The organism is Hyphomonas jannaschiana VP2 (assembly GCF_000685215.1).
Taxonomy (GTDB): Bacteria; Pseudomonadota; Alphaproteobacteria; order Caulobacterales; family Hyphomonadaceae; genus Hyphomonas; species Hyphomonas jannaschiana.
The window spans coordinates 1-22927 of the sequence record NZ_ARYJ01000014.1 but is presented as its reverse complement, the minus strand read 5'-3'; the positions used below and the strand labels follow the sequence as shown (position 1 = coordinate 22927).

The 22927-nt window shown below is 60.3% G+C and carries 21 protein-coding genes; 16 read left to right on the top strand and 5 right to left on the bottom strand.

Features of this window, described 5'->3' with window-relative positions; translation table 11 throughout:
* The first annotated feature begins 70 nt into the window (after window positions 1–70).
* From HJA_RS15745 to HJA_RS18225, 5 genes are all read left to right on the top strand, one after another.
* Window positions 71–868, top strand: coding sequence for an MlaA family lipoprotein (locus HJA_RS15745; RefSeq protein ID WP_241764387.1), 798 nt, complete (start codon window positions 71–73; stop codon window positions 866–868).
* 34 nt (window positions 869–902) lie between these two features.
* The gene (locus HJA_RS15740; protein ID WP_035583990.1) at window positions 903–1529 is read left to right on the top strand and encodes an MlaC/ttg2D family ABC transporter substrate-binding protein; all 627 of its coding nucleotides are present in this window, start codon (window positions 903–905) and stop codon (window positions 1527–1529) included.
* Between the two features lie 382 nt (window positions 1530–1911).
* Entirely contained in the window at window positions 1912–3762 is a 1851-nt protein-coding gene (locus HJA_RS15735) for a tetratricopeptide repeat protein (RefSeq protein WP_035583988.1), read from the top strand.
* Window positions 3763–3796: 34 nt separating this feature from the next.
* A complete protein-coding gene (locus tag HJA_RS15730) occupies window positions 3797–4369 on the top strand; it encodes a hypothetical protein (RefSeq protein ID WP_035583986.1) in 573 nt (190 codons plus the stop codon).
* A gap of 45 nt (window positions 4370–4414) precedes the next feature.
* Window positions 4415–4918, top strand: coding sequence for a tellurite resistance TerB family protein (locus HJA_RS18225; RefSeq protein ID WP_051597784.1), 504 nt, complete (start codon window positions 4415–4417; stop codon window positions 4916–4918).
* Between the two features lie 28 nt (window positions 4919–4946).
* Here HJA_RS18225 and HJA_RS15720 read toward each other — a convergent pair whose 3' ends face one another.
* The 4 genes from HJA_RS15720 to HJA_RS15705 form a co-directional block, all read right to left on the bottom strand.
* Window positions 4947–6461: an amidase gene (locus tag HJA_RS15720; protein WP_206741734.1), complete on the bottom strand. Its 1515-nt coding sequence runs from the start codon at window positions 6459–6461 to the stop codon at window positions 4947–4949.
* A gap of 166 nt (window positions 6462–6627) precedes the next feature.
* Window positions 6628–7689: a glycosyltransferase family 2 protein gene (locus HJA_RS15715; protein WP_035583982.1), complete on the bottom strand. Its 1062-nt coding sequence runs from the start codon at window positions 7687–7689 to the stop codon at window positions 6628–6630.
* An 83-nt stretch (window positions 7690–7772) separates the two neighbouring features.
* On the bottom strand, window positions 7773–9437 hold the full coding sequence (gene ettA, locus HJA_RS15710; RefSeq protein WP_035583980.1) for an energy-dependent translational throttle protein EttA: 1665 nt from the start codon (window positions 9435–9437) through the stop codon (window positions 7773–7775).
* Window positions 9438–9523: 86 nt separating this feature from the next.
* A complete protein-coding gene (locus HJA_RS15705; RefSeq protein ID WP_035583978.1) occupies window positions 9524–10291 on the bottom strand; it encodes a tetratricopeptide repeat protein in 768 nt (255 codons plus the stop codon).
* Between the two features lie 103 nt (window positions 10292–10394).
* Between HJA_RS15705 and HJA_RS15700 the strand changes: the two genes are divergently transcribed.
* The 5 genes from HJA_RS15700 to HJA_RS15680 all read left to right on the top strand — a co-directional run bounded on the left by HJA_RS15700 (window position 10395) and on the right by HJA_RS15680 (window position 16061).
* Window positions 10395–12590 (top strand): S9 family peptidase, encoded by a 2196-nt coding sequence (locus HJA_RS15700; protein WP_051597783.1) that lies wholly within the window; start codon window positions 10395–10397, stop codon window positions 12588–12590.
* A gap of 12 nt (window positions 12591–12602) precedes the next feature.
* Window positions 12603–12824 (top strand): hypothetical protein, encoded by a 222-nt coding sequence (locus HJA_RS15695; protein ID WP_035583974.1) that lies wholly within the window; start codon window positions 12603–12605, stop codon window positions 12822–12824.
* 1 nt (window position 12825) lies between these two features.
* The gene (locus HJA_RS15690; RefSeq protein WP_051597782.1) at window positions 12826–13395 is read left to right on the top strand and encodes an NUDIX hydrolase; all 570 of its coding nucleotides are present in this window, start codon (window positions 12826–12828) and stop codon (window positions 13393–13395) included.
* A gap of 12 nt (window positions 13396–13407) precedes the next feature.
* Window positions 13408–13827 carry a DUF1330 domain-containing protein gene (locus tag HJA_RS15685; RefSeq protein WP_035583972.1) on the top strand — a complete coding sequence of 140 codons (420 nt, stop codon included), beginning with the start codon at window positions 13408–13410 and terminating at the stop codon, window positions 13825–13827.
* Between the two features lie 467 nt (window positions 13828–14294).
* Window positions 14295–16061, top strand: coding sequence for a carboxylesterase/lipase family protein (locus tag HJA_RS15680; protein WP_051597781.1), 1767 nt, complete (start codon window positions 14295–14297; stop codon window positions 16059–16061).
* Here HJA_RS15680 and HJA_RS15675 read toward each other — a convergent pair.
* Complete coding sequence (locus tag HJA_RS15675) at window positions 16047–16514, bottom strand: GAF domain-containing protein (protein WP_035583970.1); 468 nt, start codon at window positions 16512–16514, stop codon at window positions 16047–16049. The genes HJA_RS15680 and HJA_RS15675 overlap by 15 nt on opposite strands.
* A gap of 140 nt (window positions 16515–16654) precedes the next feature.
* Between HJA_RS15675 and HJA_RS15670 the strand changes: the two genes are divergently transcribed.
* The 6 genes from HJA_RS15670 to HJA_RS15645 are packed head-to-tail and all read left to right on the top strand — an operon-like array spanning window position 16655 to window position 22873.
* Window positions 16655–17461 carry a hypothetical protein gene (locus tag HJA_RS15670; protein ID WP_155840054.1) on the top strand — a complete coding sequence of 269 codons (807 nt, stop codon included), beginning with the start codon at window positions 16655–16657 and terminating at the stop codon, window positions 17459–17461.
* A complete protein-coding gene (locus HJA_RS18220) occupies window positions 17458–18684 on the top strand; it encodes a DUF4350 domain-containing protein (RefSeq protein WP_051597779.1) in 1227 nt (408 codons plus the stop codon). The genes HJA_RS15670 and HJA_RS18220 overlap by 4 nt, the downstream gene beginning before the upstream one ends.
* Complete coding sequence (locus tag HJA_RS15660) at window positions 18671–19627, top strand: AAA family ATPase (protein WP_035583968.1); 957 nt, start codon at window positions 18671–18673, stop codon at window positions 19625–19627. The genes HJA_RS18220 and HJA_RS15660 overlap by 14 nt, the downstream gene beginning before the upstream one ends.
* Window positions 19624–20937, top strand: a complete 1314-nt coding sequence (locus HJA_RS15655; RefSeq protein ID WP_035583965.1) for a DUF58 domain-containing protein — start codon at window positions 19624–19626, stop codon at window positions 20935–20937. The genes HJA_RS15660 and HJA_RS15655 overlap by 4 nt, the downstream gene beginning before the upstream one ends.
* 5 nt (window positions 20938–20942) lie before the next feature.
* Window positions 20943–21935 (top strand): stage II sporulation protein M, encoded by a 993-nt coding sequence (locus tag HJA_RS15650; protein ID WP_035584082.1) that lies wholly within the window; start codon window positions 20943–20945, stop codon window positions 21933–21935.
* Window positions 21932–22873 (top strand): RDD family protein, encoded by a 942-nt coding sequence (locus HJA_RS15645; RefSeq protein ID WP_241764386.1) that lies wholly within the window; start codon window positions 21932–21934, stop codon window positions 22871–22873. Before HJA_RS15650 ends, HJA_RS15645 begins: the two co-directional genes overlap by 4 nt.
* Window positions 22874–22927: the final 54 nt, after the last annotated feature.

Here is a 22927-nt window from a genome sequence, read left to right as displayed (position 1 = left end):
GCTGTTGCACCATAGTCGCATGTAATTGAAATTACATAAGTGTGAGTTGCGTCAGTTGGGGGAAGTAACCATGTACCGGGCCAAGAAACGGGAAATCGCAATTATGAACGTTCGGTTTGCGGCCACTGCGGTGGTCTTCACGCTTGGCGCATGCGCTTCAACTCCACCGAATCCTTCGGACCCCGGTTCGATTGCCGACCCCTATGAGGGATTCAACCGACAGATGTTCGCTTTCAACAATGGCGTGGACAAATATGCCCTCGGTCCGGCTGCGGATGCATATGAAACTGTCACCCCCCGTTTCGCGCGCGACCGGATTGGTGATTTCCTGCGCAACCTGCGGGCGCCCGTTATTTTTGTGAATGACGTCCTTCAGGCAGAACCGTCACGCGCCGCCGATACTTTTGTGCGGTTCACCATCAACACAACGGTCGGCGTTGCCGGCCTGTGGGATGCAGCCGACCATTTTGGCGTAGAGCATCACTCGGAAGACTTCGGACAAACACTGGCAGTCTGGGGAGTCGATAGTGGCCCCTACCTGGTGATGCCAATCATGGGTCCGACAACGCCGCGCGACCTTTTCGGCTCAGGAGTCGACCGGGCTCTTGACCCGCTGACCTGGACGGAATTCGACGGCGATCCCGACCTGGATGACAAAATCGCCATCAGCCGGGGCGTTCTTTCCGGGCTGAATGCCCGCGTCGCGCTGGACGATCAGATCGAACAATTGAACTCCCAGCCGGAACCTTATGTGGCCCTCCGCCGTATTTATTCATCTCAGCGTCAGGCTGAAATTCGTAATGGTCGCCCGGAAGATGAGTCAGAGATGTACGAAGATCTCCCAGATTTTGACGAATTTGACCAATAGCGACGAAGACACGACTGAGATCAGGAGCCCACCCGTGAAACGCCTTGTGACCCCCGCAATTGCCCTCGCTGCGCTATCCGCGCTGGCGCTGCCGGCGCTCGCGGATGCCAAGACCGAAGCCTATGTTCAGAAAAACGCCAGTGAAGTCCTCGCTTCCCTGAATGATCCGTCCCTGAATGCAGACGAGCGCACTGCGAAGTTCAATGCCTATATGGACGAGTTCACGGACATGAAGGCCGTCGCCAATTTCGCGATTGGCAAATATGCGCGCCGCTTCACCGAGTCCGAACTCGCCGCCTACCAGAAAGTCTTCCGGGAATACGCTCTGGCAGTCTACGAAAACGAGCTTGATGCCTATCGCGGCGAAGCGGTCGTCGTGAAGGATTCGGTGGACCGGTCTGACACCGATTCGATCGTAAATACCGTCATCCGCCGCGACGACGGAAAAGATATGGATGTCCGCTGGCGTGTTCTCCTGCGCGATGGGCAGTATCAGGTGGTGGATGTCGCCCTGAATCTCGACGGCAACCTGATCTGGCTCGGCATTGAACAACGTGCCCAATTCCTGGCGCTGCTCGACAGGACCAATGGCTCAGCTCAGGCGCTGATCGACAAGATCGAGAGCATGAAACACAAGCTGGAAAACGAAAAACGTACCTGATTGCTTTCTGGCACCCAACGCAAAAAGCCCGCTTCTGCACCGAAGCGGGCTTTTTTTAGCGACCGAGCAGACGGCGCGGAACGCCGCATGCCTCCTTCCCCATGAGATGATATGGTTAATTCGCGTCTGTCGATTGATGCGGCTTTCCATTATAGTGCCGCTCAAACGCAGGAAGCTGCGCAGATTGGTGGGTGAGGCAATGACGGCACAGTCAGTAAAACGGTTCTGGAAAACGCCCCTCGGCGCAATTTGCCTCCTGTCGATTGCAAGTTGCGCCTCTGCTCCGCCAACAACACCAGGTCCGGCAGCTGCCAATCAATGGTCCTCCCTCAGAGACTGTTTCGAACGCAACATCGACGTCCCCAAAACGGGCGCAGAAAACATGGCGCGGACCTGTGAGGGGCCTTCAGCCGCGGGAGATCCCTCACGAAGCGGGATCGACCGGGCCAATGCCTACTTCAATGCCGCAATCGCCTATAATCGCCTCGCTGCGTCCGAGGCTCCCAACACGCTGTGCCGGACAAAAGGCGCATGTAGCCAGCAGGCCCTCAGTCTGCTCGATCAGTCGCTGACATCGCAGCAGGACAACCAGATCAGTCTGACCGGAGATGCTCAGCAGGCTGCTGCCAACAAGCACTTCATCTTACGGCGCACACTCGCCCGCAGCCGCGCCTTGCAAGGGATCGCCCGAAGCGGCGTCATCGATGCGAGCTGCGGTGCCCCATCGGCGTGCCTGACAGATGCTGCAGCGTTGCTCTCCGCAGTCACGGTGGATATTCCACCCGCCGACGAAGCGCCGGAGACGGCCCGCCTCGGCTGCGAAGTGCTGGACACACGCTGGCGGATCAACAGCGATCTCGGGCGGGAGCGAGAATATCTTTATGTCGAAGACCTGAGGCGCCTCGTCAGTTCATGCCCCTCATTCGCCGCATCGGCCACCGACCAGCTTGCCTCGATTGCATTCGATCGAGCCGAACGCGTGAAGGAAGCCCTGGTCAGTGCAGATCCGGCTCCGTCGGTCGAAGCTTCGCTTGGCGCGATCACCGACTATCGGGACGCGCTGAGGGTCGACCGGTTCAAATTGCCCGCCAACAGGGGGATGGGCGCAATTTATCAGGTCCTTGCCCGGCGCGACCCGACGGGCGCCCGGACATATCTTGAAAATGCTGTTGCGGCCTATGGTGATGCGGCAACGCTATCTGCTTCCGCGCCCGCCGCTGAACGTGCAGCAGATCTCGAAAATCTTGGCGCGTCACTTCTGGCGCTCGCCAGCGTGACCGGCACACCCGGGTCAGAAGCACGCACAGCCATGGCTGAACGCGCCGCGGCGACTTTGCAGGATGCAGTCGACCTGTCCCCAACCTCCGCCCGCTTTGTGCTGCTCGGAGAAGCGTACGACAAAACGGGCCAGTGCACACTGGCAATCCCGGCATACAATTCTGCCCTGCCCGGACTCGCAGGAACGGCGAAAATCTCGGCGGTCCTGGCGCTGTCAGCTGCCTATGACGCTTGCGGCCAGCCGGACCTCTCGTTGCAAGCCCTCAACCAGGCAAATGCCGCAGGTACGGTCTCTGCAGAAGTTCGATACGAGATCGGACGGAAGGAGTTCGACAATGGGAATTTTGGCGCTGCGCTGAGGGCCCTGCAAGTTGCGGAAACCGGTCTGAATGGCGCGCAAGCCGCAGACGCGAACTATATGATGAGCGTCGCAGAAACGATCACCCGGCCGTCCGGATGGCAGCAAAGCGCACTCACTCATGCAGAGCGGGCCGTGTCACTGAACGCGCGGACGTGGAAGTACAACCGGCAGGCCTGTCTCGCGACGATCCTGAGAGCAGGCAGAAGTGTCAAAGATGGCAGCAGCCTGGCCCGGTGCCCCGATACGGGCACACCGGAAGCAGACCTGTTGCGCGGCATGTATTTCCTGAAGCAGGCTCAGTCGATGGATGTCAGCGCCTACAATCTCGCCTCCCAGACGCAATGGCGCAGCGTGTTGCGCGCGGCCGAAACTGCATTCACGAGAGGCCAGGAAACGCTCGCTGATGCACCGGAGCGTGAGAAGTTTGTGTACTTCGATGATCTGCAGACGGATGTCGACATCTCCGCGCGGCTGACACAGGGGCTGACCGTGATCCAGAGGTGCAATCGCGAAATCACGCTTGGTCCGCAGGATCCGGTCTGGAACGATCTGAATGCTTTCTATGGTCATTACGGAGTCCTGAAATGCTCCTGACGGCGACGAACACAGAGAATGAGGAAACCTCGGTATGACGGTGCCAACAGTCCAATCTTCCGACAACTCGGACATGCAAGTGTTCCAGTCGGTGCCTACGCATGACGACATGATGGCCTTGTCGCATCAACTGAAGGAAGCCAAACGCGGGCAGGCCCGGCTGCTTATCATGGTCATCTTCCTTGCGGGCGTTTTGGTCGCCGCCGTGGTGGCCTTGTTTATGGTCTTTTCGAACACGGACGCGAAGCTCGCAGAGGCCGATCAGAAACTGGCAACGCAGACGGCCGAACTGGAAAAGATGGAAACCCAGGTCAGCAATCGCGATCAGGTCATTGCGCAACAGCAGGCAACCATCGCCAGCTATGCCGGCTTCCAAAGCATCGTTCAGCTACAGCAACAATCGAAGGCATTGGAGAAGGACATCGCTGACCTTCTGGCACAGCCCAGCCGCGCCAATGCGCCACGCCGCCTGAGAGAACTTCCGGAGAATGTCGAGTGGCTGGATGACGTCATCACCAGCCTGACAGAGCGCAGAGACGCCCTGGCGGAACTTAAATCCGATGTCGAAGCCTGGCCGCCGGTTCCGGCGCCCGTCCGGCCAGATTGATCCAACCGCTTGCCGCCTTATACACCCACGCAGGAGCACACGCAGATGGGCGACCAACAAGACAACTCTCAGGCATTGTTCGGCCCGATTACCGCCGAGAAGAAATCGGGCTTCAGCATGCAGGAACTGGTGACTGAATTCCCTGACCACCCCAATGACTGGAGTATCCCGGAGGCCTTTCTCTGCCTGATCCTCTCATCCGCTTTTGCAGACGGACGCATAGCGGAACAGGAACAGGAAGAAATTCGGGCGCTGTCCCGCCGGTCTCGGACACTGAAAAACCTTGACCAGAATGAACTGGCTCAGGTGAACCGGGTCGTGCTGAAGCGCCGCGCAGATCGGCCGGACTGGCTGGCAGAAGCCTGCGAGGCGCTACCTAAGGACATGCATCTTGCCGTCTTTGCGCACTGCCTGGACATCACGCTTGCAGATGGCGTCCTCGTCCCCGCCGAAGCCGAGTTTCTGGAGAAACTGATCGGCCTGCTCACTATCACCGAGGAAGAAGCGAAGCTCATCACCAAAGTGATCTCACTCAAGAACCGCTTCTGACCCCGCAGCCCACCAGCAAATACGCTTCTTATTTCAGCATCGCTTCGGAGATTTCCGGCCGGTCTTCTGCGCTTTTCAGATAGTGCGGGTCAGGCCGGAGTTTGCTCGCCTGCTCATAGGCATAACCATAGGCCAGGATCGCCGCATCATCGCCGGCCGAACCGATGAAGGACACACCGACCGGTATACCGTGCACGTCACCCATGGGCACCGTGAGGTGCGGGTAGCCTGCCTGCGCCGCCATCCAGCCAGCCCCAGCCCATTGCGGCCAGACATCGCCATTCACCGGATCGATCCGTGGCGCGACCGGCCCGGACGGCGAGACCAGAACGTTCACGTCATATTCAGCCAGAAGACGGTCAATCCCCTGCTCGCGCGTTGAAAACCGCACTGCCGCCTTCGCTGCGATATAGGCCGGATCTGTGAGCGGTCCACGTGCCTCCGACGCCTTGAACAGGCTCTGCCCAAACAGGGGCATTTCCTGGTCAGCATTGGTTTCATTGAATGCGATCAGCTCCCGCAGGTTTCTGGTCGTCACCGTATCCGGCGTTGTCGCCAGATAGGCATTAAGACTGTCTTTGAACTCAAATTCGAGAAGCGGCTGCGTACTATCCCAAAAATTTTCCGCAGCTGGTTCAAACTCATCGATGTCGACGAGTGTTGCTCCCTGTGCCTCCATTTCGGCCAGCGCGGCGGCAAAGCGGTCTTTGATGTCCTTGTTCGCTCCTTCGGCGAACCGCATCACACCGATCCGCATGCCATTCAGCGCATCCGGCGAAAGGCTCAGCGTATAATCTTCATTACCCGGGTCCATCGCGTTCAGCATCAGGGCCGCCCCGCGTACCGTGCGCGTCATCGGGCCGGCCGTATCCTGCGACGGTGAGATCGGGACGATCCACTCCTGTGAAATCAGGCCAACCGTCGGCTTGAAACCGACGATGCCATTGACGTTGGAAGGGCAGATGATCGAGCCATTGGTCTCCGTACCGACCGCACCCGCAGCGAGGGACGCGGCGACAGCCACCCCAGAGCCGGAGCTGGAGCCACAAGGGTTCCGGTCCAGCATATGAGGGTTATGAACTTGTCCGCCAACGGAAGACCATCCGCTCACGGAATCGTCGTCACGGAAATTCGCCCATTGGCTAAGGTTTGTTTTTCCAAGAATGATGGCGCCTTGGGCGCGCAAGCCTGCCACCAGAGGACTATCCCGCCCGGTAATGTTGTCTTTCAATGCCAGAGATCCTGCGGTCGTCGGCATCGGATCCAGGCTCTCGATATTGTCCTTCAGCAACACGGGCACGCCATCCAGCGGCCCAAGCGCATTTCCGCTTGCCCGGCGCTGATCGCTTGCACGTGCCAACGGAAGGGCATTCGGGTTGAGCGAGATGATACTCTGAAGCCTGGGGCCCTCGCGGTCGAGACGTGCGATCCGGTCCAGATAGGCCTGCACCAGTTCTTCAGAAGTTACGCCCCCCTCCGACAGATCATCGACCAGTTCCGGAAGCGTTTTTGCTGTAATTCCGCTGGCTTCATAGGTCGGCATGACGGCAATCTCTTCTTGCGGGGCAGGTGCCGGAGGTCCTCCGCATCCCACCAGCAAAAGTGCTGCCAGAGAAGCTGTCGCCAGAACTCTCATATCCGATACCCCTTTACATACTAAGCCGGAGCCTAGCGGACAGGTATCTGAGGGCAAGAGCAATCGTTTGGGATCAGGTTACAATGCCCAGGCGCTTGCGAAGCATGCGGCCCAGCTTGTTCATCCAGGCTGGACGGGCTGCTACATCTATCTTCCAGGACAGGACGGTACGCGCCGTCCCGTTCGGCAGAAGGCCGATCAAGATCCACCACGCATTCCGGGCGAGAGTCTTGCTGCCAAACCGCTCACGATTAGCGGCGCGGAGTTTCTTAAGGAGTCCGGCACGTGTGTCTGTGCTTACCGGATGCTGTTCCGGCTCGAACAGAAGCGAGACCAATCGTTCCTGCAGATGTCCCGGATCGCGTTCTCCGAGGTCTTCTGCGGTTGGCAGTCCCTGACGCGCCGCATGGTCCCGGATGCAGTCGAAACAGGCTTGTTGGTGACCGATGCGCCAGCGCGCTCGTTTGGCGTACGCTTTGGCAAATTGAGAATGCTGGGAGCCGTGGAGACGATAAGCGGAAATCGGCTGGTCAAAGCCTTTCGCTGTTACATGCAAAGGCACGGTCGCCGACAGATACCCATCACCGCCCTGCCGGAACGTCTCCGAATCCATTGGCATGACCTGTTCCAAAGCGGTGCGGGTGTAGACCAGGCCAGATGTGATTGTCCCGGAGTAGTGCCCCATTTCCCGCAGCTGAGCGGCAACATCGCCGTCAGCCAATGGCACTTGCGGCGGCGGAAACAACCCGCCGAGCGTACCCTGCTCATCGGCATAGTTCATCCGGTACAGATACATGCCGATGTCCGGGTCATAATTGGAAACTATGGTCTTGCCGGCGCCAGGCAGCAGGAAGTCGTCGGCATCAAGGAACATGACCAGATCGCCCGTCGTACGGGCATATCCGGCATTGAAGCCCCCGCCATGCCCCTGATTCACATCCTGAAGAACCGGGACGATCCGGTCTCCATAAGAACGGATGATGTCCCGCGAATTGTCCTTCGAACAATCATCAACGACCACAAGTTCGATCTCAACGTCCTGGGACAAAACGCTGTCGATCGCCGTGGCAACAAAGGCGGCATAATTATAGTTCGTGATCACGACCGAAAGTTTCGGCGAGGCACTTGTCGTCATATCGGGCTCCCTGACGCCCTACCCTTACGCAAGATTCGCACCGAATTGCGTGAAGGCAGACGTCAGAGGCCGACTAAACTCTCCTAGCGCGCGAATTTCTTGAACTTCAGGCGCTTTGGATTCACCGCATCTTCGCCGAGACGGCGCTTCTTGTCTTCCAGATAGGAGGAGAAATCACCCTCAAACCATTCGACATGGGAATCGCCCTCGAAGGCGAGAATATGGGTCGCCATACGATCCAGGAACCAGCGGTCGTGGCTGATGATCACGGCGCAGCCCGGGAAAGCATCGAGGCCTTCTTCCAGCGCCTGAAGCGTTTCCACGTCGAGGTCGTTGGTCGGTTCGTCAAGCAGCAGGACGTTGGAGCTTTCCTTCAGCATCTTGGCAAGATGGACACGGTTACGCTCACCGCCTGACAGAAGGCCGACCTTCTTCTGCTGGTCCGAACCCTTGAAATTGAAGGCGCCGACATAGGCGCGCGAGTTCACTTCCACACCGCCAAGGTCAATCACATCCGTGCCGCCGGAGATCTCCTCCCAGACATTCTTCTTGTCGTCGAGCTTGTTACGGCTCTGGTCGACATAGCCGAACTTCACCGTGTCGCCGACGCGAAGCGTGCCAGCGTCCGGCTCTTCCTGGCCGAGGATCATCTTGAACAGGGTCGACTTACCGGCACCGTTCGGGCCGATCACGCCGACGATGCCACCGGGGGGCAGCTTGAAGTCGAGGTCTTCGATCAGGAGGTTGTTGCCAAAGCCCTTGCGCAGGCCTTCGGCCTCCAGAACGACATTGCCGAGGCGCGGGCCGGGCGGGATGCGGATCTGGGCGGTCGAGACCTTCTCGCGTTCGGCCTCGGCGGCCTTCTGCTCGTAGGACTGGATACGCGCCTTGGATTTCGCCTGACGGGCCTTCGGGCTGGAGCGGACCCATTCGAGTTCCTTGGCCAGCGAGCGCTGCTTGCCGCGTTCCTCGCGGGCTTCCTGCTCCATCCGCTTGGCTTTCTGTTCCAGCCAGTCGGAATAGTTCCCCTGATAGGGAATGCCGCGGCCACGGTCGAGTTCGAGGATCCAGGTGGTGATGTCGTCCAGGAAGTAACGGTCGTGGGTGACGAGGATAACGCAGCCGGGGAAGTTGATCAGGTAGTTCTGCAGCCAGGCCACCGTTTCGGCGTCGAGGTGGTTGGTCGGTTCGTCCATCAGGATCATGTCGGGCTTCGAGAGAAGCAGCGCGCAGATCGCAACACGCCGGATCTCACCGCCGGAGAGCTTGGTCACATCGGCATCGTCATCCGGGCAACGCAGCGCTTCCATGGCCATCTGGATCTTGGAGTCGATGTCCCAGGCATCCGCCGCGTCGATCTTCTCCTGCAGCTCCGTCATCTGCTCCATGAGCTCGTCGGAATAGTCTTCGCCCAGCTTGCCGGAGATTTCGTTGAACTGGTCCAGCATCTGCTTCTCAGGGCAAGCCGCGGCAATGTTTTCGAAAACGGTCTTGCTCTCGTCGAGCTTCGGCTCCTGCGGCAGGTAGCCGACTTTCACGCCGTCAGCCGACCAGGCTTCGCCAATGAATTCCTTGTCCTGCCCTGCCATGATCCGCAGCAGGGTCGACTTACCCGAACCGTTGACGCCGACGACACCGATTTTGGCATCCGGCAGGAAGGAGAGGTGAATGTTTTCGAACACCTTCTTGCCACCCGGATAGACCTTGGTGAGCCCCTGCATGTGGTAAACGTATTGAGGTCCGGCCATGGCGGAAGATCCTGTTCGAAGGGAAAGATTTGTCGCCGCTGAGTTACGCACTCGACCCATAAAATCAAGCGCGCAGATGTCTGCGGTCAGCTTGCCCGGCGGAATGCCCGGCTCTGCTCTTCATCGTTCATGGCGCATTCGAGCCGTCGAAGCTCATTCCCCGCCTCGGGATTGCCCAGACGCTCAGCCTGCCGGAACCAGCGCCAGGCCTTGACCAGGTCCTGCGGACACCCATGCCCGCCCGCATGGGTGATCCCCAGATTGAACGCACACCGGCTGTTTCCCAGCGAGGCACCACGGCTCCACCAGGCTCGCGCGGCACGTGGATCAGCCTGACCGCCCTGCCCGGACATCAGCATCAGGCCAAGATAGGTGATGGCATCCGTCTCATCCTGTTGTGCCGCCCGCAGAAACAGGAAACGAGCCCGCTTGTGGTCTTTCGGGCCTCCGAGCCCGTGGAAACACATAAAACCCATATTAAACAGACCAATAGGAAGCCCTGCGCTGGCAGCCTGATGGTAGTAGGCCCGCGCACCGACCATGTCCTGACGCACACCTCGCCCAGCATGAAGCATGGCCCCGTAATTGTTCGCTGCTGCAACATGTCCGAAATCGGCGGCGCGGCGCATCATATCGGCACCACGAAGGAGGGCGTTGCCGCCTCTACCCGAGGCGACCAGGGTAATTGCTTCCTGAAACAATCCCACCCCATTCATCATGGAGCTTACTTTATTGAGAGGTCCAAGCTTGGCTAGAGGGCGAAAGCAGTCTGTGTAGAAAAAATCGAAACCTGCCAACCCAGTGAGCAACATCTGATGACAATCAATCGACCGTCCGGCTAGGTTCGCAGGCATGAAACGCACGCTTTATACACTGTTTACCGTCCTCACCGCCGTTTTCCTCCCCCCATTACAATCGCAAGCTCAAGCGCCAGCGAACACATTGGAGACTGACATATTGACCGACGCGACCCACACGCTGCCGCTGGAACGACTGTACGCTTCGCCCTCCCTCTCCGGACCAGTGGCCCGGTCGGTAAAGTACTCTCCGGACGGAACGCGCGTCACGTTTCTCAAGTCCCGGGCCGGGGAACAAAACCGGTTTGACCTCTGGCAATTCGACATCGCGACAGGCGGGCAGAGCATGCTGGTCGACTCCATGCTCCTGGAACCCGAAACGGTCGATCTGTCCGAGGAGGAAAAAGCCCTCCGCGAACGCAAGCGGATTGCCGGCACGGTGGGGATCGCGGACTATAGCTGGGGCACTGCCGATACGCTTCTCGTGCCAATCGCCGGTGACCTGCACCTTGTCACGCTGACGGCGAACGGTCCGGTCGTCAAACAGCTGACAGATACCGATGCCTTTGAATATGACGCCCGGATCTCCCCACTTGGCAATTATGTCAGCTTTGTACGGGAAGGCGCAGTCTTTGCGATCCACCTCACCACCGGCACGGAGACCCGGTTGACGCCCGTTGCAGATCCTGACGAGGCGATCAGCTACGGCGTAGCAGAGTACGTGGCGCAGGAAGAAATGAAACGCTTTACCGGTTATTGGTGGAGCCCGGACGAACGCTATGTCGCCTTTACAGAGGTGAACGAAAAGGGCGTGGACATCATTCCCCGCTTTGACATTGAGGCCGACAAAGTCACTGTTGTCCAACAACGCTATCCTAGGGCTGGCCGCCCGAATGCGCGGGTCGCTCTGTTCGTGAACGATCTGGTGAAGGATCGGACAGACCGGATATTCGAAACCGGGCCAAACACTTATCTCGCACGTGTCAACTGGACGAGCGGCAGCTTATGGTTCCAGACCGTCAACCGGGACCAGACAGAAATAAGATATAACAGGACCGACTCTCTGCCCTGGCGTGTCTGGTCTCCTTATACGGAACGGAACCCGGTATGGGTAAATCTGTCCAATGACTTCCGGGAACTGCCGGATGGCCGCATTCTCGTAACCACGGAAGACGGCGGAATGCGCCAGGCGGCGATCCTCCCGCCAGCGGGACAGAGAGACGCTCTTCCCGTCACACCCGCAGACCAGGTAGTACACTCTGTCGAAACGGTCTCCGAGGACGGAACAAAGCTCTATTATTCGGGCTATGCCGACACAGTCCTTGAACGGCACCTGTACAGTATACCGCTGGACCCGAAGGGCGCCCCCGCCTCGCCAAAGCGCATAACCGAGGCCGGAAAGACGTGGGACGTCCGGATCAGCCCTGACCGGCAGACCTTTGTCGGCACGTCATCCTCTCCGGACCATCCGCCACAGACAGGGCTATACCGGATCGACGGAACATTACTTGGCTGGATTGAGGAGAATGCGCTGGACGCGCACCACCCCTATGCACCGTACAAGGTGGATCATCTGACGCCTGAATATGGCACCCTGAAAGCCGAAGACGGGCAGGATCTCCATTATTCGATCCTGAAACCGCCAGCGTTTGATTCAACCAGAAAATATCCGGTGATCGTCGAAGTCTATGGCGGCCCTCACGTACAGACGGTCACACGATCCTGGGGCAGTCTTTCGGACCAGTTCCTGGCACGCCAGGGGTATATCATTTTCCGGCTGGACAACCGGGGCAGCGACAATCGCGGCCGTGAGTTTGAAAATGTCATTCACCGCCGCACCGGTGGACCTGAAGTCCGGGACCAACTGGCTGGTGTCGACTGGCTGAAATCCCAGCCCTTCGTGGATGCCGACAGGATTGGCATTCAGGGCTGGTCTTACGGAGGATATATGACGCTGATGACCATCCTGCAGGCACCGGAAGGCACATTCGCAGCTGCCGCCGCTGGCGCGCCGGTCACAGACTGGAGCCTCTACGATACATTCTACACGGAGCGCTACATGGGCACACCGGAGAATAATGCTGAAGGCTATGCCGCCTCCGGCGTACTCCCTTATGCCGCAAACCTGACCACTCCCCTCCTCCTGATGCACGGCATGGCGGACGACAATGTCACGTTTGACAACACGACCCGCCTGATGACGATCCTGCAGGAGAATGGCAAGCAATTTGAACTGATGACCTATCCGGGCCAACGCCATGGTATCCGCGGGCAAGCACTGCAAACTCATCTGATGAAAACACGGCTGGATTTTCTTGACCGGCACCTGAAACCTTCAGGCTCAGACCAGCCATAAGGCAGGAAAACCATGCTCGACTATCTCGACAAACTTCCCCTGCTGGTGATCATCTTCGGCTGCCTGACGCTTGGACTCGCCCCTTTCGTTCCAGAGCCGCACATCTGGGAGAAGCTAAAAATGCTGGCAAACGGAACGCTGCAGAAGCCGGTCGACATTTTCGACCTCTGCTTCCACGGCCTGCCCTGGGCTGTTCTGCTTGCCAAGCTCGCCCGGATGGCATTGGTGAAGTGACATGAAGCCCTGGACAATCCTCTCCTCGAAACAGGTCATGCGAGACCGTTTCATGGGTCTGCGCACTGACCGCTGCATTCGTGATGACGGACATATCGTCGAAGCCTACCATGTCACGGAACTGACAGACTGGGTCACGGTCATTCCTCTGACCGATACAGGAAACGTCGTGCTCGTCCGGGAGTACCGGCATGCAGGCGGCGTGTTCACGCTCGGCCTGCCGGGTGGCGTATCCGACCCGGGTGAAACGGACTGGCCATCTGTCGGCGCCCGGGAATTGCAGGAGGAAACAGGCTACACGGCGCAGGTGATGCACCATGTCGGCACCTGCTACCCCAACCCTGCCACACAGAACAATCGGCTGCACTATTACCTGGCGCTCGGCTGCAAACCGACCAGTACGCAATCCCTGGATCCGAATGAGGAAATCGAGGTGCTCGAAATGCCGTATACAGAATTCCTGGACTATGGCTCGCTGGAAGTGCAACATGCGCTACATGCCGCTGCGCTGTTTTACGCCGAGCGCTTCCTGATGCACCATCCGGAGCTGCGCCCGCCTGAAGAAATATAAAGAGAGTTTGCCATGCCCGCTTTCCAGCCCACTGCCGACCAGTTCCGCGCTTTCCGGGATGATCCCTATGACGGACCGATCGCCCAGGTGAATATCCTCAAATTCCGTGTCAAAGCCGAATACCAACCCGACGATCCGGAATTCGGAAACAACGAGCCGGGCGCGATCGCTTACCAGCGCTATGCGGACGCTTTCGGTGTGGCCGCCGCTGAAGTGGGCGGGCGGTGCCTGCTGATGGGAGAAGTGGAGCGCTATTTTATCGGCAACGGAGACTGGGACGCCGTCATGGTGATGTTCTTCCCGGACCGCAAAGCCTTCATCGCAACCCTGAACCATCCTGACTACAAGTCCATGGCCCGTCATCGTGACGCCGGTCTCCTCTGTCAGGAACTGCTGACAACACGGCCGGCACGGGCCGAAGGTGTTCTTTAGTCTGCGCCAGCATTCTCCCGACAGGCGAGGTCACGCCGACTAGCTCACCCACAGCTTGTATCCATACGTAGCGACTCGTCAGCCGCAGCCGAATTGCCCAAGGCCTGGGCACCGAGCACAAATTGCTCCTTCGGGCCGAAAACGTCCTGTTCCCCGGTCAGGAGCAGACATCTTGCTTGCCCGCGCATCCACGACTGGAGCGACTAATGACCAGAAATATCCTTTTATTTCAATTGCCTAAAAATGATCCTCGGCTTGCAGAAAGGCATAGCAAAACCTTCGGCGCCCGTTCTGCCGGTCGAGGGAAAAACACGTTAGATACCCAGCCCCTCGCAGCCAGCCCGTTAAACTTGTGACCATGTTAACACGCCGGTTGGATTCTCATGGTTAAACAAGGCGACAACTCGGTGACACCCCATTGTCGTCTGGTATAGTAGTTGCACGGCGCGGGGGGTCGGGTAGATTACATGAAACGCCTTAGTATCATTCTGTTTTTTCTGCTGATTGCGGCAGGTGTGTGGGGGTGGTTCAAACTGACCGCTCCGGCAAAGCCTCTCGCTTTGGCGGAACCTTTGCGCATTAACCAGGGCCTCGTCCTGGGCGGCATCGCCCCGGATAATTCCGACATTCAGGTTTTCAACGGGATCCCCTACGCCACGGCGCGCCGCTGGGGCGCACCGGGTGCACCGCCGCAATGGGGCGCGATGCCCCGCGATGTCCGCGAATTTGGCGCTGAATGCATTCAGGTCCGCAAGGGGATGAATGGCTTCGTCAACGGGATCATCGACGGTGCAGGACTTCCCGGCTGGAAACGTTTCGCCGCGAAGAAATACATGGCCGCCATGCCAGCACCGGCCGAGGCTGAAGACTGCTTGTTCGTCAACGTCCGCACCTCAAATATCGGCAACGACACGCTGCTGCCGGTCATGGTCTGGATCCATGGCGGCAGCCACCAGGCGGGCGCAGGCTCCTCCGAATTCTATCAGGCGAATGCCCTGGTCGAGAACGGCGTCGTGCTGGTCACTTTCAATTACCGTCTTGGCCCCTTCGGGTACTTGGCCCATCCGGCCCTGACGGAAGAGGCCGGCACCTCCGGCAATTATGGCCTGATGGACCAGGCAGCTGCGTTGCGCTGGGTGCGCGACAATATCCGCTCCTTCGGCGGTGATCCGGACAATGTGACGATCTTCGGCGAAAGCGCCGGCGCCCAATCAGTCAGTGAGCTGATGGCTTCTACCATCGCGGACGGGCTCTATCACAAGGCAATCCTTGAAAGCGGCACCAGCAGCTATAACGCCAACTATCTGTCCGAAGCCCCTCTTCCCGGCTCCCGCAGCATGGAGTCTGCTGGCGAGGAGTTCCTCAGCACATTCGTCGGCCGGACGGCAACCGCCGCAGAACTCCGCGCCATTCCCGCAGCCTCGATCATCACCCGCGCGGAACAGCGCGCCGACCTTGCGCGCTATTTCCTGCCGAATGTCGATGGCCAGATCCTGCCCGATACGGTTGGCGCGACAATCCGGGCTGGCAAAGCAGCGAACGTTCCTGTCCTGGCCGGTTACAATGCCGACGAGGGCAGCCTCTTCTATTCCGCCTTCCAGTCTCCGACCGTCCTGGCACGCGGCATCACCGGATCCATGGAAGAGCGCGAGCAACGCCTCGCCGAAGTGTTTGGTGAGAATCCTGCGAAAGCGCTCGAGGCCCTTTATGGCATGGACACACTGGACACCTGGGATGAAGGCGCAGCCGACATGCTGGGTGATGACATGTTCGGCGTTCACATGCGTTTCCTCGCCAAAGCCAACGCCACGGCCGGCAATCCGACGTGGATGTATTTCTTCACGCGCGCGACGCCAACCCGGGCCCAGTCGATCGGCGCCTATCACGGTTCGGAAATCCCGTTCGTCTTCGGATCCGCCTCGCCACTCCTGCCGATGTCCGACAAGGACGAGAAGCTGGCGGAAACCATGCAGGCCTACTGGACCAACTTCGCCCGGACGGGGGATCCCAATGGCCCCGGCCTTCCGGAATGGCCCGCCTATGACCCGAACCGGGATGAGTGGCAGGTGCTGGACCATGAGATCCTCACCGTCGCCGGTGTCCGCGCCCGCAAGCTGGACATTCTGGAAGAAAACCTGATCGACCGGATCGACGCCGTGAGCCGCGCGACGTCCAGCCAACTGCCCTATGAGGCAACCCTTATGTCGACCGTGCCGAAATCAGGCGACGAGTAGGATTTCGCAAATTGCGCTGAGGCCCTCGCGGTCGGCATCGTCGAATGCGTCGGGCTCTGTCGAGTCGATGTCGAGCACGGCTGCCAGTTTCCCGTCAGCGCCGAACACCGGCAGGACGATCTCCGAATTTGTCGCGGAATCACACGCGATATGCCCCGGGAAAGTATGCACATCCGGTACGATGATCGCCTCTTCCGTTGCCGCGACGTGACCACAGACACCTTTGCCGAACGGAATGCGCAGGCAACCGAGTGTCCCCTGGTAAGGCCCGACAACAAGTTCACGATCTTTGAGAGGGTCGACCACGTAAAAGCCGGTCCAGAAAAAACGCGGACGGAAGGCCTGCGCCAGAATACAGCTGGCTGTGGCATAGCGCGCCGTCACCGAGGTTTCACCAGCCACAACGCTTTCAATTTCCGCTTTCAGGTCGCGATATACCGCCGCCTTGTCCATGCTTTGCCTCATCTCTGCCTTGGCCGGGCTATATCGGTTGGGTGGCCGGGGTTCGCAATAGGGCGTTGAAGCCTGCCGCGACCTCTGAAATAGTCGGTTACAGAAGGCAGCCTGTCCGGCTGCCACAAGAGGAGTATCCGGTGCGGTTGAGGTTGAGGACAGGAACTGCCCTTGCGCTCGCCAGCCTGCTTGCCGGATCCGCCATTTCGGGGGCCGCGCTGGCACAGGGCGCGAACGACCGGACGGCCTCGCATGCCGGCACCGTCATCAATGACGAATTCGATCCCGGATACGTTGCAGACGACTGGCGCCCTCAGACCGATCTGGACGCCCTCGACCGCGCCCATGCCGATTACCTGAAGCGTGGTGACCTGCAGCTGGAGCGCCCCGAATGGGAGGCCGATCCCCTTCCGCCTCCCGATCCGCCGCCGCGCTGGCTGCAATGGCTGGGGAATCTGCTGAGCAATCTCGGCCCGCTGTTCCAGTTCCTGTTCTACGCAATGATCGCGGTGGTGATCGCTGGTTTCCTTTATTTCGTGTTCGGGGAAGCCATCCGCGTTCGCTTCGGCCGGTCAGGCAAAGGCAAGATCGACCTTGCCGACGACGTGCTGGTCGATATCCGCCCGAACGAAGCCATGGCGCGCGGCCTTCTGGAAGAAGCGGATGCCTTGGCCCGGGCGGGCAAGTTCGCCGAAGCCGTGCATCTGTTACTGTTCAGGTCCATTGAAGACATACAGACCCGCCTTGAAGGCGGCGTTCCCAAGTCCCTGACCGCACGGGAGATTGGCGGCCTGCAGCACTTGCCGGACAGGGCGAAGACGGGGCTCGGCCCGATCATCCGGATTGTCGAGCGCAGCTTTTTCGGCGGCCGTCCTGTCGACTCGGATGGCTGGCAGGAAGCCCGCGCCTCCTATGAAGACTTCGCCTTCGGGGAGGGCTGGGCATGAGTGACAATACGCAGAGCGGCGCAGCCCCTTTCGCAGTCCGCACCGTCGCCATCCTGATCGCCGTTGCGGTCTTTTCCTTTGGCGCGATCATGGTCCTCGCCGGCTGGTCGCCGGAACTGCGCGACCGCGACCGCGCAGGGGATCACCCCTTCTCCACCTCTGCGATCGGTTATAACGGCTTCATCCGGTTGCTCGAAGCGCAGGGCTATCCGGTCGAAACGTCCCGCTTTAAAAGCAATCTGGACGGCCATTACGGCCTGATGGTTCTGACGCTCTCTCCCAGAGGCATGAGCAAGGCGCTGGAAGACTATGAGCCGCAGGACGGTACACTGATCGTCCTCCCGAAATGGTCGGGCATGGTCGACTGGACCAATCCATCCCGCCTGAAAGACACAGACCTCGCAAACGAAAGCTCCATCGATGCCCTCCTGGATGCGCTCGATATTGACGCTGAGATTGTGCGAACAGATGTCCCGCCACGCGTCTCGACGCCATTCGGGCGGATGGCCCTGAAACCTGACCTGGAGATGCAGCTTGTCCGGTCTGATGACCTGACCCCGATCGTGGCAACACGCAACGGCGCTCTGCTCGCCCAGATCCCTGGCCGCGACATCTACATCCTCGCGGATCCGGACATGATCAACACATTCGGCCTGGCGGAGCGCGAGAATGCCCGCTTCGCGATGCAGATGATCAACATGATGCGCTACAGCGATGACGAGCCCATCCTCTTCGATGCCACGCTGCATGGGTTCAACCAGTCTGAAAATCTGCTGCAGATGATGTTCGACATCCCTTTCCTTGCGGTGACGCTGGTGGCCCTGGCCGCCGCCCTGCTGCTTGGCTGGGCCGCGTCGATCCGGTTTGGGCCACCGGCCCGGGAAACCCGCGCCATTGCGCTGGGCAAGCAGGCCCTTGCCGACAATTCCGCCGGACTTGTTTCCATGGCGCGCCGGGAAACACGAATGGCGCCGGGATACCTTTCCCTGATCCGGCGGCGCCTTGCCCGGCAGATCGGCGCCCCGCGAAACCTGACCGAGGCGCAACTCTCGGAATTGTTCGACCGTCTTGGTCCGGAGGAAGCCTCCGGAAAGACTTTCTCACAGATCGAAGCCGGACTGCGCGGTCCCGCCGCCAGCCGGGAAGACTTGATGCACAAGGCCCGCGACCTCTGGCGCTGGCGCCGCGATATTCTCAGGAGATCCATGAATGACCCCAGCTGACATCCGCGAACTCGCCGGGCGCATCCGCGGCGAAGTCCGCAAGGCCGTGATTGGCCAGGACACGACCGTTGACCTGTTGCTGACCGCCCTGTTCTCCACCGGGCACGTCCTGCTGGAAGGCCCGCCCGGCACGGCCAAGACCCTGCTGGCACAATGCTTTGCCCGCTCGATCTCCCTCGACTTCGGACGCATCCAGTTCACACCCGACCTGATGCCCGGGGATGTTCTTGGTACGAATTTGTTCAACTTCCAGACCAATGAGTTCACACTCACCAAAGGCCCCATCTTCACCGACCTCCTCCTCGCCGACGAGATCAACCGGACTCCGCCAAAAACACAGGCTGCCCTTCTGGAAGCGATGCAGGAACGTAAAGTCACCATTGATGGCGACGCGTACCAGCTGAACGCCCGCTTCATGGTGATCGCCACCCAGAACCCGATCGAGCAACAGGGCACCTATCCGCTTCCTGAAGCACAGCTGGACCGTTTCCTGTTCAAGCACACCCTCGATTACCCTTCGCGCGAAGAAGAATTCGCCATCGTTGCCCAGCATGGCACCCGCACAGGCATGAAGACACCGCAGGCCTTCGGCGTGGAGTCCGTCATCTCGCATGATGAACTCGATGCCGCTGTCGAGTCCGTCGCCGCCATCAAGATACAGGATGACGTCATCGGGTATGTGGTGGATATTGTCCGCGCCACACGGACTTCTCCGGCACTTGAAACCGGCGCCAGCCCGCGCGCTGCTGCAGCACTTGCAACAGCAGCCCGTGCCCGCGCCGCGCTCGACGGACGTGACTTCGTCATCCCCGATGATGTGAAAACCCTGGCACTGCCAACCCTTCGCCACCGCATACTGCTTTCCCCGGCGGCCGAGATTGAAGGCCGCACGACCGAAGAAACCCTGATGGCGATCATCGAACAGACGGCGGCGCCCCGGTGATCTCGCCGACCGCCCGCGCCATCTTCCTGATGCTGCTCGGCCTGCCCCTCATGGTCGGCATTGCCCTGCTGCGTCCGGACCTCTGGACGCTCTCGGCCGGGTGGATCGCGCTGGTTGGCGGGCTGATGTTCCTGGATGCGATGGTCGGCCCGGCTTTGCGAGCCTTCGAAACCGACGTCCACGCGCCGCTGATCCTTTACGCCGGCGACAGCGACCCGCTGCCAGTGACCTTCCGCTTCACGCGCGGCAGCCTGCCGGCCCGCCTGGAAGTTCAGCTGGAAACAAGTGAGCTGCTGGAAGACCAGCCCACGCGCGGCCTGCGCGGCTGGGAAGGACGCGAGCGCCGCTATGACTTCACGCTGACCCCGCTGCGCCGGGGCACGGCAAAACTGGTGCGTCTCTGGTGCCGCTGGCAGGGGCCGCTTGGGCTGGTACAAAAGCGCCATCTCAAGGAGCTCGATACGGAAATCGTGGTCACGCCCAATATCCGCTGGGTAAAGGATGAGGCCGTCCGCCTTTTCTCCCGCGATGCCGAGTTCGGTATCAAGACACAGATTGAGCGCGGCGACGGCAGCGAGTTCGACGCCCTCCGGGAGTTTGCCGCCGGCATGGACCGCCGCGCCATCGACTGGAAACACTCGGCCCGGCACCGCCACCTGCTGGCCAAGGAATTCCGCACGGAGCGCAACCACAACATCGTCTTCGCCTTCGATACCGGCCGCCTGATGAGCGAGCCGCTGGGCGGCGTGCCGAAGATAGACAGGGCGATCAATGCGGGCCTCCTTCTCTCTTACGTCTCCCTCCGCAATGGCGACCGGACCATGTATTTCGGTTTCGACGCCCGGCCCGGCCTCTCCAGCGGCCTCCTCTCCGGCTCGCGCAGTTTCCCCCGGATGCAGAGCCTCGCATCCCGGCTGGACTATTCGGCGGAGGAATCCAACTACACACTCGCCCTCTCCACGCTGGCAGGCCAGCTGGAGCGGCGCAGCCTGATCATCATCTTCTCGGACTTTGTCGACACGATCTCGGCCGAGCTGATGCTGGAGAATGTCCGCCGCCTGACCGATCGTCACCTTGTCCTCTTCGCGACCTTCGAGGATGAAGCCCTCTCCTCCATGGCGGACGCCCCGCCGGAGACGACAGAGGATGTCTCCCGCGCGGTGATCGCGGGCAATCTCCTGTCGGAACGCGATGTCGTCCTGCGCCGGCTGCAGCGGATGGGCGTGCAGATCATCGAGACCCGGCCGGAGCATTTCGGTGGCGCGCTCATCTCCCGCTACCTTGAGATCAAGAGGAGGGACATGCTGTGAGCGACATGCTGAAGTCCTACCGGTTCCGTGAGGAACGCGAGTCCGACTGGCGCAAGCTGGACCTCATCCTCACCCGCGCCGAGAATTCCGGCGTGAAGGCGCTGTCGGATGAAGACATGATGGCGCTGCCGCATCTCTATCGTCAGGCCGTCTCCTCGCTTTCCGTCGCGCGCTCCATCTCTCTCGACCAGAACGTCATTACCTATCTGGAAGGCCTCTGCACGCGGGCTTACTTCTATGTCTATGGCGCCCGCACTTCGATGGGCGAGCGGATTGCGCAGTTCATCCGGACCGACTGGCCGGAGGCCGTCCGCGGCGCGGTCCTGTCCACAATCCTCGCGGCCCTCTTCCTGTTTGGCGGCGCCGCGCTCGCCTTCTTCCTCTGCCTTCAGGACATGGACTGGTACTGGACCATCCATGGCCAGAACTTCGGCGAGATCCGCACGCCGGATGCAACGGTCGAGCAACTGCGCTCCACCATCTATACAGAGCCCGGAGACATCGGGCAGGACAGGCTGACCGCCTTTGCGAGCTTCCTCTTCAACAACAATGCGCAGATCGCCTTGTTCGCCTTTGCGCTTGGGTTTGCCTTCGGCATTCCGACGGCCTGGCTGCTGGCGTGGAACGGCATCAACCTCGGCTCCATGTACGCCGTCTTCTGGGCCAAGGGGCTCGGCTATGAGTTTACCGGCTGGCTGATGATCCATGGGGTGACCGAACTCTTCGCCATTGTCCTGGCCGGGGCGGGCGGCTTTGTCATCGGCGGCGCGGTCGCCTTTCCGGGCCGCAAGTCGCGTCTCGCCTCCGCCAGGGACTCCGGACAGAAAGCGGCGACCATCGCGATGGGCTGCGTGATCATGCTGATCATCGCCGCCGTGCTGGAAGGCTTCGGCCGGCAGCTGATCAATTCCGACACGGCCCGCTATAGTATTGCCGGCACGACGCTGGTCTTCTGGCTTCTCTATTTCTACCTCCCCCGCCGGAGGTCCGGCGCATGACCGCTCAGACCGCGACCTCCGTCCGGCAGATGGACATCGAGGCCGCCCGCCGCCGCCGCGCCCGCATGGCGGAGGAGCAGCGCCTCAACAAGATGATGCGCGTCCTCGTCACGCCGGAGGGGGCCCAGCTTCACCTGAAGCTCGCCACGGCCGCCGAGCGGGCCGGTGCCTTTGCCATGGATGTCGCCATACAGTGGGCGATCGTCATCACCACCCTGCTCGGCCTCGGCTTTGCCGCCTCGTCCATGGGCTTTGAGAATGCCAACATCGCGTTTGCCTTCTGGCTGGTCTTCTATTTCTTCGTCCGCAATTTCTACTACATCTTCTTCGAGATTGGCCGGAAGGCCGCAACACCGGGCAAGCGGGCGCTGGGCCTCCGGGTCGCGTCCCGCGATGGCGGACGGCTGACGGCCAATGCCGTCCTTGCCCGGAACTTCACGCGCGAAGTGGAAGTCGGCCTGCCGATCCAGTTCCTGCTGATGGGCGGCGACCAGCTGGGCGCCTGGATGGCCCTGTTCGGCCTGCTCTGGTCCGGCATTTTCCTGTTCTTCCCGGTCTTCAACAAGGACAAGATGCGCGTCGGCGACCTGATCGCCGGCACCTGGGTGATCAAGACACCGAAGGTCAAGCTGATGGGCGACATTGCCGAAGTGGCCGCCACCGCGCCCGGCACCAATATGTTCGCCTTTACCCCGCAGCAGGCCGACGCCTATGGCATTCACGAACTCCACGTCCTGGAAGATGTGCTGCGCAATTCCACCGGCGACATCAAATCCCAGGTCGCCGAACGGATCCGCACCAAGATCGGCTGGACGGCCCAGCCTGGCGAAACCGACACCGCCTTTCTCGAAGCCTATTACGCGGCGCTGCGCCGCCGGCTGGAACAACGTATGCTGATGGGCGACCGGAAAACCGACAAGTTCGACGTACGGCGATAGCCCTTCCGGTGCCATCCCGGAATTTGCGCCGCAGATCTCCGGGACCCAGCACAT